The organism is Enterobacter cloacae complex sp. XAL002, from assembly GCF_049236805.1.
GTDB lineage: Bacteria > Pseudomonadota > Gammaproteobacteria > Enterobacterales > Enterobacteriaceae > Enterobacter > Enterobacter intestinihominis.
This window is the reverse complement of the sequence record NZ_JBMKJN010000020.1, coordinates 43,725-55,966: the sequence shown is the minus strand read 5'-3', so window position 1 is coordinate 55,966 and position 12,242 is coordinate 43,725. Positions and strand designations below refer to the sequence as shown.

At 56.1% G+C, this 12,242-nt stretch carries 11 protein-coding genes; 6 read left to right on the top strand and 5 right to left on the bottom strand.

All coding sequences use genetic code 11. From position 1 onward, the window contains the following. The first annotated feature begins 13 nt into the window (after nt 1–13). A complete protein-coding gene (locus ACOT0L_RS17825) occupies nt 14–883 on the top strand; it encodes a phosphoribulokinase (protein WP_003861663.1) in 870 nt (289 codons plus the stop codon). 85 nt (nt 884–968) lie between these two features. Here the strand turns inward: ACOT0L_RS17825 and ACOT0L_RS17820 are convergent, their stop codons facing one another. After that, nucleotides 969–1,373, bottom strand: coding sequence for an OsmC family protein (locus ACOT0L_RS17820; protein WP_022649609.1), 405 nt, complete (start codon nt 1,371–1,373; stop codon nt 969–971). A gap of 310 nt (nt 1,374–1,683) precedes the next feature. Between ACOT0L_RS17820 and crp the strand changes: the two genes are divergently transcribed. Together crp and ACOT0L_RS17810 are read left to right on the top strand one after the other, a co-directional pair. Continuing rightward, complete coding sequence (gene crp, locus ACOT0L_RS17815) at nt 1,684–2,316, top strand: cAMP-activated global transcriptional regulator CRP (protein WP_000242758.1); 633 nt, start codon at nt 1,684–1,686, stop codon at nt 2,314–2,316. Nucleotides 2,317–2,373: 57 nt separating this feature from the next. Continuing rightward, entirely contained in the window at nt 2,374–4,461 is a 2,088-nt protein-coding gene (locus ACOT0L_RS17810) for a YccS/YhfK family putative transporter (RefSeq protein WP_023307103.1), read from the top strand. Here the strand turns inward: ACOT0L_RS17810 and argD are convergent. From argD to ppiA, 4 genes are all read right to left on the bottom strand, one after another. After that, complete coding sequence (gene argD / locus ACOT0L_RS17805; RefSeq protein ID WP_185817718.1) at nt 4,458–5,678, bottom strand: bifunctional acetylornithine/succinyldiaminopimelate transaminase; 1,221 nt, start codon at nt 5,676–5,678, stop codon at nt 4,458–4,460. The genes ACOT0L_RS17810 and argD overlap by 4 nt on opposite strands. A gap of 87 nt (nt 5,679–5,765) precedes the next feature. Beyond that, on the bottom strand, nt 5,766–6,329 hold the full coding sequence (pabA, locus tag ACOT0L_RS17800) for an aminodeoxychorismate synthase component 2 (RefSeq protein ID WP_126503857.1): 564 nt from the start codon (nt 6,327–6,329) through the stop codon (nt 5,766–5,768). A gap of 30 nt (nt 6,330–6,359) precedes the next feature. Continuing rightward, nucleotides 6,360–6,944 carry a putative adenosine monophosphate-protein transferase Fic gene (locus ACOT0L_RS17795; protein ID WP_023298771.1) on the bottom strand — a complete coding sequence of 195 codons (585 nt, stop codon included), beginning with the start codon at nt 6,942–6,944 and terminating at the stop codon, nt 6,360–6,362. A 105-nt stretch (nt 6,945–7,049) separates the two neighbouring features. After that, nucleotides 7,050–7,622 carry a peptidylprolyl isomerase A gene (gene ppiA, locus ACOT0L_RS17790; RefSeq protein ID WP_022649614.1) on the bottom strand — a complete coding sequence of 191 codons (573 nt, stop codon included), beginning with the start codon at nt 7,620–7,622 and terminating at the stop codon, nt 7,050–7,052. Between the two features lie 278 nt (nt 7,623–7,900). Here ppiA and tsgA point away from each other — a divergent pair, with 278 nt between their 5' ends. The 3 genes from tsgA to nirD all read left to right on the top strand — a co-directional run bounded on the left by tsgA (nt 7,901) and on the right by nirD (nt 12,212). Then, nucleotides 7,901–9,085, top strand: coding sequence for an MFS transporter TsgA (gene tsgA / locus ACOT0L_RS17785; RefSeq protein WP_022649615.1), 1,185 nt, complete (start codon nt 7,901–7,903; stop codon nt 9,083–9,085). 260 nt (nt 9,086–9,345) lie between these two features. Beyond that, nucleotides 9,346–11,889 carry a nitrite reductase large subunit NirB gene (nirB, locus tag ACOT0L_RS17780; RefSeq protein WP_022649616.1) on the top strand — a complete coding sequence of 848 codons (2,544 nt, stop codon included), beginning with the start codon at nt 9,346–9,348 and terminating at the stop codon, nt 11,887–11,889. Next, entirely contained in the window at nt 11,886–12,212 is a 327-nt protein-coding gene (gene nirD, locus ACOT0L_RS17775) for a nitrite reductase small subunit NirD (RefSeq protein WP_022649617.1), read from the top strand. The genes nirB and nirD overlap by 4 nt, the downstream gene beginning before the upstream one ends. The last annotated feature ends 30 nt before the right edge of the window (nt 12,213–12,242 follow it).

Here is a 12,242-nt window from a genome sequence, read left to right as displayed (position 1 = left end):
TCAGGGAGTTGTTATGTCTGCCAGACATCCGGTTATTGCCGTTACGGGTTCGAGTGGGGCGGGAACCACTACCACCAGCCTCGCCTTCCGCAAGATTTTCGCCCAGCTTAACTTACGGGCGGCAGAGGTAGAGGGCGACAGCTTTCACCGCTACACGCGCCCGGAGATGGATATGGCCATCCGCAAGGCGCGCGATCTGGGTAAACACATCAGCTATTTTGGCCCGGAGGCCAATGACTTCGGCCTGCTGGAGCAAACCTTCCGTGAATACGGGCAGAGCGGCACCGGGCAGTCCCGCAAGTATCTCCACACCTACGATGAAGCCGTGCCCTGGAACCAGGTCCCCGGCACGTTCACGCCCTGGCAGCCGCTGCCGGAACCGACTGACGTGCTGTTTTACGAAGGATTGCACGGCGGCGTGGTGACGCCTCAGCACGACGTGGCGCGCCATGTGGATTTGCTGGTGGGAGTGGTGCCGATTGTTAACCTTGAGTGGATCCAGAAGCTGACGCGTGACATGAGCGAGCGCGGCCATTCGCGAGAGGCGGTAATGGATTCGGTGGTGCGCTCCATGGAAGATTACATCAACTTCCTGACGCCGCAGTTCTCCCGAACCCACATTAACTTCCAGCGCGTCCCCACCGTGGACACCTCCAACCCGTTCGCCGCAAAAAGCATCCCTTCCCTGGACGAGAGCTTTGTGGTGATCCACTTCCGCAACCTGGAAGGCATTGATTACCCCTGGCTGCTGGCGATGCTACAAGGTTCGTTTATTTCGCACATGAATACGTTAGTGGTACCGGGCGGAAAAATGGGGCTGGCGATGGAGCTGATCATGACGCCACTGGTGCAGCGGCTGATGGAAGGAAAGCAAATCGCGTGAGTTGTTTTGCCCGGTGGCGCTGCGCTTACCGGGCCTACGGGCGTGCTTTTGTAGGGCGGGTAAGCGAAGCGCCACCCGCCAAAAATTAAGCCTCGATCACTTCATACGAATGGGTGATGTTTACCGCTTTCTCCAGCATTAGCGCCACAGAGCAGTATTTCTCCGCAGACAGGTCAACCGCACGCGAGACCGCCGCATCCTTCAGTTCTTTGCCGGTGACGATAAAGTGCAGATTAATATGCGTGAACAGACGTGGCGCCTCTTCGCGACGTTCTGACGTCAGCTTCACTTCACAATCGGTCACGTCATGACGGCCTTTTTGCAGGATCGACACCACGTCGATCGCACTGCATCCACCTGCCGCCATCAGCACCATTTCCATCGGGCTGGGGGCTTTATCGCCGGAGTTGCCATCCATCAAAACCTGGTGCCCGGAAGCAGACTCGCCCAGGAACGTTAACCCTTCAACCCATTTCACACGCGCTTGCATATTCACTCACTCCAACGTTGCATTTTTTATGACAGATTACGTGTACGTTACATTTCTCGCAACGGAAGGCGACCTGCGTCATGCTGAAGCGAGACACCAGGAGACACGCGGCGAAAGCTATGCTAAAACACTCTGGATGCTACAGTAATACATTGACGTTACACATGTATGCAGAGGACATCAAACTTTACTGGCTGCGAAACGTTACGACAGCCGACTTCCCAGGTATGGGTAAGAATTCGATTGCAACCCCAGAGTCCGGATGCATCTTATGACTCTGGTGACAGCTTATAACAGAGGATAACAGCGCATGGTGCTTGGCAAACCGCAAACAGACCCGACTCTCGAATGGTTCTTGTCTCATTGCCACATTCATAAGTACCCATCAAAGAGCACGCTGATTCACCAGGGTGAAAAAGCGGAAACGTTGTATTACATCGTTAAAGGCTCGGTGGCCGTGCTGATCAAAGATGAAGAAGGGAAAGAGATGATCCTTTCTTATCTGAACCAGGGCGATTTTATCGGTGAACTGGGCCTGTTTGAAGAAGGCCAGGAACGTAGCGCCTGGGTTCGTGCAAAAACAGCATGTGAAGTGGCTGAAATTTCTTACAAGAAATTCCGTCAGCTGATTCAGGTCAACCCTGACATCCTGATGCGTCTTTCTTCCCAGATGGCACGCCGTCTGCAAGTGACCTCTGAGAAGGTGGGTAACCTCGCCTTCCTGGACGTGACCGGTCGTATCGCGCAGACTCTGTTGAACCTGGCGAAACAGCCAGACGCCATGACCCACCCTGACGGTATGCAAATTAAAATTACCCGCCAGGAAATCGGTCAGATCGTCGGCTGCTCCCGTGAAACAGTGGGCCGTATCCTGAAGATGCTGGAAGATCAAAACCTGATCTCCGCCCACGGTAAAACCATCGTGGTTTACGGGACCCGTTAATTCCGGTCAGACGGCGTGCCGCCGCAGGGTGGCACGCCGTTTTTGTCTCTACTCCTTATGTGGCGCAGGCTGATCTATCACCCGGAAGTTAACTACGCACTGCGACAAACGCTGGTGTTATGTCTTCCCGTGGCCGTGGGCCTGATCCTCGGACATCTTCAGCAAGGCCTGCTGTTTTCTCTCGTGCCCGCCTGCTGCAACATTGCCGGTCTGGACACCCCGCATAAACGCTTTTTCAAACGCCTGATTATTGGCGGCTGCCTGTTTGCCGGCTGTAGCCTTGCCGTGCAACTCTTACTGGCCCGCGACATTCCTCTGCCGCTGATCCTGACCGTGCTGGCGATGACGCTTGGCGTAACCGCTGAAATCAGCTCGCTGCACGCCCGCCTGCTTCCCGCGTCGCTGATTGCCGCCATCTTCACCTTAAGCCTTGCGGGCAATATGCCGGTGTGGGAGCCATTGCTGATCTACGCCCTCGGCACGCTGTGGTACGGGCTGTTTAACTGGTTCTGGTTCTGGTTGTGGCGGGAACAGCCGCTTCGCGAATCCCTGAGCCTGCTCTACGTGCAGCTTGCTGAATACTGTGAAGCAAAATACACCCTGCTCACGCAACATACCGACCCGGAAAAATCCCTGCCGCCGCTGCTGGCACGCCAGCAAAAAGTGGTGGATCTGATCAGCCAGTGCTATCAGCAGTTGCACATGCTTGCCGCCAACAAAAATCATGAATATAAGCGGCTGCTGCGTACCTTCCAGGTCGGGCTGGATTTGCAGGAGCATATTTCCGTCAGCCTTCATAATCCGGAAGAGGTGCAAAAGCTGGTGGAGCGCAGCCATGCGGAAGCGGTGATCCGCTGGAACGCGCAGACCGTCGCGGCGCGCCTGCGGGTGCTGGCTGAGGATATCCTCTATCACCGCTATCCGACGCGCTTTAACATGGACAAACAGCTCGGCGCGCTGGAAAAGATTGCGCGTCAGCACGCGGATAACCCGGTCGGGCAGTTTGCCGCCTGGCATTTCAGCCGCATCGCCCGGGTGTTGCGCACCCAGCGCCCGCTTTATGCCCGGGACCTGATGGCCGATAAGCAAAAACGACTGCCGTTGCTGCCTGCGCTCAAAAGCTACCTGTCGCTGAAGTCTTCCGCCCTGCGCAACGCCGCAAGAATTAGCGTCATGCTCAGCATCGCCAGCCTGATGGGAATGGCCCTGCACCTGCCGAAACCCTACTGGATCTTAATGACCGTGCTGTTTGTCACCCAGAACGGCTATGGCGCCACGCGGGTGCGCATTCTGCATCGGGCGGGCGGCACGATGGCGGGGCTGATTATCGCGGGCGTAACGTTGCACTTCCACGTGCCGGAAGGGTATACGCTGGTCGGCATGCTGGCGATTACGATGGTGAGTTATCTGATCATCCGTAAAAACTACGGCTGGGCGACGGTGGGCTTTACGGTAACGGCGGTGTACACCCTGCAGTTGCTTACGCTCAACGCCGATCAGTTAATTATTGCCCGCCTGGTCGATACCCTGATCGGCTGCCTGATCGCCTTTGGCGGCATGGTCTGGCTGTGGCCGCAGTGGCAAAGTGGATTACTGAGGCAAAACGCCCACGACGCGCTGGAGGCGGATCAGCAGGCCATTCGCCTGATCCTGAGCGACGACCCGCAGCCGTCTCCGCTGGCCTACGAGCGCATGAAGGTCAACCAGGCGCATAATGCCCTGTTCAACTCCCTTAACCAGGCCATGCAGGAGCCGGGCTTCAACTCGCACTATCTGGCAGACATGAAGCTGTGGGTCACGCACAGCCAGTTTATCGTCGAACACATCAATGCCATGACCACGCTGGCGCGCGAGCACACCATGCTGACGCCGGATCTGGCGCAGCGCTATTTGCAGTCGTGTGAAATTGCCCTCCAGCGCTGTCAGCAGCGTCTGGAGTACGACGCGCCGGGCGAGTCAGGGGATTCGAACATTCTGGAAGCGCCGGAGACGCTGACCCACGGGCCGATGAGCACCCTTGAGCAGCATTTACAGCGCGTTCTCGGGCATCTCAACACCATGCACACCATTTCGTCGGTGGCATGGCGTCAGCGTCCGCATCACGGGATTTGGTTAACGCGCCGGTTAAAACGAACCGCCTATTAGCCTCTGACGATCTTCGCCACCGCCGCGGAAAAACGGGTTAACCCGTCTTCGATGTCTTTGTCTTCCACCACCAGCGACGGCGCGAAGCGCATCACGTCCGGCCCGGCGTTGAGCACCATGACGCCTTCGTGCGCGGCGGCGTGCAGGAAATCGCGCGCGCGGCCTTTGTACTGAGGCTTCAGCTCGGCACCGATCAGCAGCCCCATTCCGCGGATGTCACTGAAGACATCAAACTGTTCGTCAATCTGCTGAAGATGTTTCACAAAAAGGGCGCGTTTCGCATTCACGCCATTCAGGACGTCCGGCGAATTAATGATGTCGAACGCCGCTCCCGCTACGGCGCACGCCAGCGGATTACCGCCGTAAGTGGAGCCGTGTGAGCCCACATGAAATGCGGAAGCGATATCCTGGGTGGTGAGCACCGCGCTGACCGGGAAACCGCCGCCGAGCGCTTTCGCGCTGGTCAGAATATCCGGCGTTACGCCGTAGTGCATATAAGCGAACAGGTCTCCGGTACGCCCCATCCCACACTGCACTTCATCAAACACCAGCAGCGCCTGGTGCTCGTCGCACAGTTCGCGCAGCCCTTGCAGAAATTCCGGGGTGGCCGCCGTGACGCCGCCTTCCCCCTGAATGGGTTCGACCACCACGGCACAGGTGTGATCGTCCATCACCGCTTTAACGGCGTGCAGATCGTTAAACGGCACGTGGATGATATCCGCAGGTTTCGGACCAAAGCCGTCGGAATACTTCGGCTGGCCGCCAACGGAAACGGTAAAGAACGAGCGACCGTGGAAGGCGTTATGAAAGGCGATGATTTTGGTTTTGTACGGACTATGACGCGTGGTTGCGTAGTAGCGCGCAAGCTTAAAGGCGGTTTCGTTGGCTTCGGTGCCGGAGTTCATAAACAGCACGCGTTCGGCGAAGGTGGCATCGATGATCTTACGCCCCAGACGCAGCGCCGGTTCGTTAGTGAACACGTTGCTGGTGTGCCACAGCGTTTCGCCCTGCGTTTTCAGCGCGTCCACCAGCGCAGGATGGCAATGGCCCAGCGCCGTCACCGCAATACCGCCTGCGAAATCAACATACTCGTTGCCCTGCTGATCCCAGACGCGGCTGCCTCTCCCTTTCACCGGGATAAACTCAGCCGGTGCATAAATCGGCAGGATCACTTCATCGAATGTCGCGCGGGTAATTGCTGGTTGTTCAGTTGCCATGTCATGACCATCCATTTTTATGTCACAGTGCTTGTGAAAATATAATCACAAAATATGCATAAAAAATCACAACAAGGCAACAGATATTCAGCGATTAAGGAAATTGGCCAGCAGCGCGTGCCCCTGTTCGCTGAGAATGCTTTCCGGGTGGAACTGCACCCCTTCCAGATCGTACTCGCGGTGGCGAATGCCCATGATTTCCTGCGTCTCGCTCCAGGCGGTCACTTCAAAGTCTGTGGGCAGGGTCGGCGGATCAATCACCAGAGAATGGTAGCGCGTCACGGTTAACGGATTGTTTAGCCCCAGGAATACGCCGGTACCGGTGTGCGTGATCGGTGAGGTTTTGCCGTGCATGACTTTCGCGGCACGAACAATGGTGGCGCCAAAGACCTGCGCAATGGCCTGATGACCCAGGCAGACGCCCAGAATCGGCAGCTTGCCCGCATAGTGGCGGATTACCTCCAGCGAGATGCCGGACTCCGACGGCGTACACGGCCCGGGCGAAATCACGATTTTCTGGGGCGCCAGCGCGTCAATGTCAGCCAGCGCGATCTCATCGTTACGGCGGACAACCACCTCTGCCCCCAGCTCACAAAAATACTGGTAAAGGTTCCAGGTAAAGGAATCGTAGTTATCAATCAGCAGAATCATGGCGGCTCCTGAAAAAATGGCCGCCCTATTTTACTCAGATCCCCGCGCTTCGCTCACAACTTTGGCAAAGATAGCATTCAGGGCGGTCAGATCACCCATCGCCCCGCTCTGGTTGGCGGATGCCCAGTCGTCCGGGTCGATCCCCTGCCAGTTCAGCACGTAGCCCGCATGGATCGCAAGCTGTTCAAAGAAGATCCGCTGAGCCACGCCATTACCGCTCATAAACGGATGTAGCATGTTGATTTCACAGTAGTAATGACTGATTCTGTCTGTAAACTCTTCTTTCTGAAGGCCCACCAGATATTTATCGCTTTCCAGCGAAGCCATCAGCTCATTACCCACCTTCTCGATGTACTCGAAATGGCAAAATGGAATGTCGCCCTTGGAAATATCGGCGGTGCGCAGCTCGCCAGCGCCTTTCATTTCGTTGCGGAATAAATGGCGGTGAATAAGGCACAGATGGGGTAAACCCGGTGCAGAAGGCCCCAGTGCCAGCGTCTCGATATCGGGTTCAGCGGGCCCCTTGCCTTTTTCAAGGAGGCAACTGGCCTGAAGATTGACGCTACGCTGTTGCTCCCAGAGTCGGGATTTTTGCTTGTCGGTGAGTTTTTTCACTACGCCTCCCTGAATAGTCCGTTTGCCACAAGTATAAGCAGCAAAACGCGCTTTCGCAGGGAGGGCGGAAAGACACGGGCAGGATGTGCCCGTGTGAGGGAACGATTACGGCAGCACTTTCGCGGAGAGAATCACCACTGGCTTAGACGGCACATTCTGGTATGGACCGACATCGTGAGTCTGAACCTGAGAGATCTTGTCCGCCACGTCCATGCCTTTCACCACTTTACCGAACACCGCGTAGCCAAAGTCGCGCTGGCCGTGGTCCAGGAAGGCGTTATCCGCCACGTTGAGGAAGAACTGGCTGGTGGCGCTGTCTTTATCCGCCGTACGCGCCATAGAAATGGTGCCGCGCTTGTTCAGCAGGCCGTTATCCGCTTCATTTTTGATTGGCGGGTTAGGCTTTTTCTGCTGCATCTGCTCGTTGAAACCGCCGCCCTGAATCATAAAGCCCGGGATCACGCGGTGGAACGTGGTGTTGTTATAAAAACCACTGTTCACGTAGTCGAGGAAGTTTTTCACGGAAACAGGGGCTTTCTGGCTATCCAGCTCCAGCTCAATATTCCCCGCAGAGGTAGTCAGCAGGACGTGAGGGTCTCCTTTAGCTGCCAGCGCAGCAGGGGAAACGGCAGAAAGAGCAAACACAGCTGCGACAGCCGCCAGTGTTGATTTGAGCATGAGAATTCCTTAACAAAGCGCAGTATAAAAAGCGAATGGCTTGATTCTAAAGAGCAGTATGACCCCAGACCAGTCTTTTACCTAATTTTACGAAATTGAAACAATTATTACCGCGCAAACGATTGTTCACCCCGCGATATAATGTGATCTCCATCACGTTAAAGCCTGCAATTGTGCTCAATATTTTCTGAAAAGATTTAATTAGATCACTTTCGCGACTAAAATCTGCCCGCTCAAACGCAGTCATTGCGTTTTTCTTTACTTTTAACAGGCCAGACATGACTAACAGCAATCGCATCAAGCTCACATGGATCAGCTTCTTCTCCTACGCCCTGACCGGCGCGTTGGTGATCGTCACCGGGATGGTGATGGGAAATATCGCAGACTACTTCCAGTTGCCCGTTTCCAGCATGAGCAATACCTTCACTTTCCTGAACGCGGGGATCCTGATCTCTATTTTCCTTAATGCCTGGCTGATGGAAATCGTGCCGCTGAAAACCCAGCTGCGCTTCGGCTTCGTGCTGATGGTTGCCGCCGTGGCGGGCCTGGTGCTGAGCCACAGCATCGCCCTCTTCTCTGCCGCCATGTTCGTGCTGGGCCTGGTGAGCGGGATCACCATGTCGATCGGTACGTTCCTGATCACCCATATGTATGAAGGCCGCCAGCGCGGCGCGCGTCTGCTGTTTACCGACTCCTTCTTCAGCATGGCCGGGATGATTTTCCCGATGGTCGCCGCGTATCTTCTGGCGCGCAGCATTGAGTGGTACTGGGTGTACGCCTGCATTGGTCTGGTCTATGTCGCGATCTTTATTCTCACCTTCGGCTGCGAGTTCCCGGTGCTGGGCAAAAAAGCGCAGACCACGTCTGAGCCAGTTGCGAAAGAAAAATGGGGTATCGGCGTGCTGTTCCTTTCCATCGCCGCGCTGTGTTACATCCTGGGCCAGCTGGGCTTTATCTCCTGGGTTCCTGAGTATGCGAAAGGTCTGGGCATGAGTCTGAACGACGCGGGTAAACTGGTGAGCGATTTCTGGATGTCTTACATGTTCGGCATGTGGGCGTTTAGCTTTATCCTGCGCTTCTTCGACCTGCAACGGATCCTGACCGTTCTGGCGGGTCTGGCAACCGTGCTGATGTATCTGTTCATCAACGGTTCCCCGGAGCATATGCCGTGGTTCATCCTGACCCTGGGCTTCTTCTCCAGCGCGATTTATACCTCGATCATCACCCTTGGCTCTCTTCAGACCAAAGTGGCCTCGCCAAAGCTGGTGAACTTCGTGCTGACCTGCGGCACCATCGGCACCATGCTGACCTTTGTGGTCACGGGCCCAATTGTGGCGCACAGCGGCCCGCTGGCGGCGCTGCATACCGCTAACGGTCTGTACGCCGTGGTGTTCATCATGTGCTTCGTGCTGGGCTTTGTGACCCGTCACCGTCAACACAACCCGGCAACAGCTACCCACTAATCGCCGTAACCCCTTTGCGTACTGCAAAGGGGTTTTCTCCTGCTCACCCGCCCTGCCCGCCGATGGGTAAAAAACCCCACCAAAATTGTGCGAAAAACAAGCAAGCACAAAAATCAAACAATATCCGTAACTTATAAAAATCCTGACAAATCATAGATATACCCCCTAAGGGGTAGGTGAAGGCGTATTTGATTTGCATCAATAAGTGCCCCTGCTGAATCGTTAAGGTAGGCAGTAATAGAAAAGAAATCGAGGCAAAAATGAGCAAAGTCAGACTCGCTATCATCGGTAACGGCATGGTCGGCCACCGCTTTATTGAGGATCTTCTCGATAAAGCCGATGCTAACCAGTTCGATATTACCGTGTTCTGTGAAGAACCCCGCAAGGCGTACGACCGTGTGCACTTGTCTTCCTACTTCTCTCACCATACCGCCGAAGAACTCTCTCTGGTGCGTGAAGGTTTCTACGAGAAGCATGGCGTAAAAGTGCTGGTGGGCGAACGCGCTATCACCATCAACCGTCAGGAGAAAGTGATCCACTCCAGCGCCGGACGCACGGTTTTTTACGATAAGCTGATCATGGCGACAGGCTCGTATCCGTGGATCCCGCCGATTAAAGGTTCGGAAACCCAGGATTGCTTCGTTTACCGTACCATTGAAGACCTCAACGCCATTGAATCCTGCGCACGTCGAAGCAAACGTGGCGCGGTTGTCGGCGGTGGTCTGCTGGGTCTGGAAGCGGCAGGCGCACTGAAAAACCTCGGCGTTGAAACCCACGTCATCGAATTTGCCCCGATGCTGATGGCGGAGCAGCTGGACCATATGGGTGGCGACCAGTTACGCCGTAAAATCGAAAGCATGGGCGTGAAGGTTCACACCAGCAAGAACACCAAAGAGATCGTGCAGGAAGGCACTGAAGCGCGTAAAACCATGCGCTTTGCCGACGGCAGCGAGCTGGAAGTGGATTTCATCGTCTTCTCCACCGGCATTCGCCCGCGCGACAAGCTGGCTACTCAGTGCGGTCTGGCCGTTGCGCAGCGCGGCGGGATCATGATCAACGATACCTGCCAGACCTCCGATCCGGACATCTACGCCATCGGCGAATGCGCCAGCTGGAATAACCGCGTATACGGTCTGGTTGCACCTGGGTACAAAATGGCGCAGGTCGCCGTTGACCATATCCTCGGCAGCGAAAATGCCTTCACCGGCGCAGACATGAGCGCGAAGCTGAAGCTGCTGGGCGTGGACGTGGGCGGTATTGGCGATGCGCATGGTCGCACCCCGAACTCCCGCAGCTATGTTTATCTGGACGAAAGCAAAGAAGTCTACAAACGTCTTATCGTCAGCCAGGACAACAAAACCCTGCTCGGGGCGGTGCTGGTGGGCGACACCAGCGACTTCGGCAACCTGCTCCAGCTGGTGCTGAACGCCATTGAGCTGCCGGAAAACCCGGATGCGCTGATCCTCCCGGCGCACGCCTCCAGCGGTAAGCCGTCCATTGGCGTGGATAAACTGCCGGACAGCGCGCAAATCTGCTCCTGCTTCGACGTCACCAAAGGCATGCTGATCTCCGCCATTAACAAAGGCTGCCACACCGTTGCGGCGCTGAAGGCGGAAACCAAAGCCGGGACCGGCTGCGGCGGCTGTATCCCGCTGGTCACCCAGGTGCTGAACGCCGAGCTGGCAAAACAGGGCATTGAAGTGAACAACAACCTGTGCGAGCACTTCGCTTACTCACGCCAGGAGCTGTACCACCTGATCCGCGTGGAAGGCATTAAGTCCTTCGACGAACTGCTGGAGAAACACGGCCAGGGCTATGGCTGTGAAGTATGTAAGCCTACCGTCGGTTCCCTGCTTGCGTCCTGCTGGAACGAATATGTGCTCAAACCAGAACACACTCCGCTTCAGGACACCAACGATAACTTCCTGGCCAATATTCAGAAAGACGGGACTTACTCGGTGATCCCGCGTTCTGCCGGGGGAGAAATTACCCCTGAAGGGCTGGTCGCCGTGGGCCGTATCGCCCGTGAGTTTAATCTGTACACCAAAATCACCGGTTCCCAGCGTATCGGCCTGTTCGGTGCGCAGAAAGATGATCTGCCGGAAATCTGGCGTCAGCTGATTGAGGCGGGCTTCGAAACCGGTCACGCGTACGCCAAGGCGCTGCGCATGGCGAAAACCTGCGTGGGCAGCACCTGGTGCCGCTACGGCGTGGGCGACAGCGTGGGCTTCGGCGTCGAGCTGGAAAACCGCTACAAAGGCATCCGTACGCCGCACAAAATGAAGTTCGGCGTCTCAGGGTGTACCCGTGAATGTGCGGAAGCACAGGGTAAAGACGTGGGTATTATCGCCACCGAGAAAGGCTGGAACCTGTACGTGTGCGGTAACGGCGGGATGAAACCTCGCCACGCCGATCTGCTGGCTGCCGATCTCGATCGCGATACGCTGATCAAATACCTCGACCGCTTCATGATGTTCTACATTCGTACCGCCGATAAGCTGACCCGTACCGCGTCATGGCTGGATAATCTCGAAGGCGGCATCGACTATCTGAAGTCAGTCATTATCGACGACAAGCTGGGCCTGAATGAACAGCTGGAATCCGAGATGACTCGCCTGCGCGAGGCGGTTATCTGCGAGTGGACCGAAACCGTGAACACGCCAGCGGCGCAGACGCGCTTCAAACACTTTATCAACAGCACCCAGCGCGACCCGAACGTGCAGGTGGTGCCGGAGCGCGAACAGCATCGTCCAGCGACCCCGTATGAACGTATTCCGGTGATGCTGGTGGAGGAAAACGCATGAGCCAGTGGGTAAACATCTGCAACATTAACGACATTCTGCCAGCAACCGGCGTCTGTGCCCTGCTGGGCAACGAGCAGGTAGCGATTTTCCGCCCTCGCCACGATGAACAGGTTTTTGCCATCAGCAATATCGACCCGTTCTTCGAGGCCAGCGTGCTCTCCCGCGGTCTGATTGCGGAGCACCAGGGCGAACTGTGGGTTGCCAGCCCGCTGAAAAAGCAGCGCTTCCGCTTAACCGACGGGCGCTGCATGGAAGATGAAAGCTTCTCGGTCAAACACTACGACGTCCGCGTGAAGGACGGCGAGGTGCAGCTGAAAGCGTAACCCCTCGCCTTTTCAATAGGAAAGGCTTAT

What these genes read in the sequence shown, in the direction of transcription:
- nirD (WP_022649617.1), top strand. Translation starts at nt 11,886, where the DNA reads ATGAGCCAGTGGGTAAACATCTGCAACATTAACGACATTCTGCCAGCA.
- crp (WP_000242758.1), top strand. Translation starts at nt 1,684, where the DNA reads ATGGTGCTTGGCAAACCGCAAACAGACCCGACTCTCGAATGGTTCTTG.
- ACOT0L_RS17810 (WP_023307103.1), top strand. Translation starts at nt 2,374, where the DNA reads ATGTGGCGCAGGCTGATCTATCACCCGGAAGTTAACTACGCACTGCGA.
- ACOT0L_RS17825 (WP_003861663.1), top strand. Translation starts at nt 14, where the DNA reads ATGTCTGCCAGACATCCGGTTATTGCCGTTACGGGTTCGAGTGGGGCG.
- pabA (WP_126503857.1), bottom strand. Translation starts at nt 6,329, where the DNA reads ATGATTCTGCTGATTGATAACTACGATTCCTTTACCTGGAACCTTTAC.
- ppiA (WP_022649614.1), bottom strand. Translation starts at nt 7,622, where the DNA reads ATGCTCAAATCAACACTGGCGGCTGTCGCAGCTGTGTTTGCTCTTTCT.
- argD (WP_185817718.1), bottom strand. Translation starts at nt 5,678, where the DNA reads ATGGCAACTGAACAACCAGCAATTACCCGCGCGACATTCGATGAAGTG.
- nirB (WP_022649616.1), top strand. Translation starts at nt 9,346, where the DNA reads ATGAGCAAAGTCAGACTCGCTATCATCGGTAACGGCATGGTCGGCCAC.
- ACOT0L_RS17820 (WP_022649609.1), bottom strand. Translation starts at nt 1,373, where the DNA reads ATGCAAGCGCGTGTGAAATGGGTTGAAGGGTTAACGTTCCTGGGCGAG.
- tsgA (WP_022649615.1), top strand. Translation starts at nt 7,901, where the DNA reads ATGACTAACAGCAATCGCATCAAGCTCACATGGATCAGCTTCTTCTCC.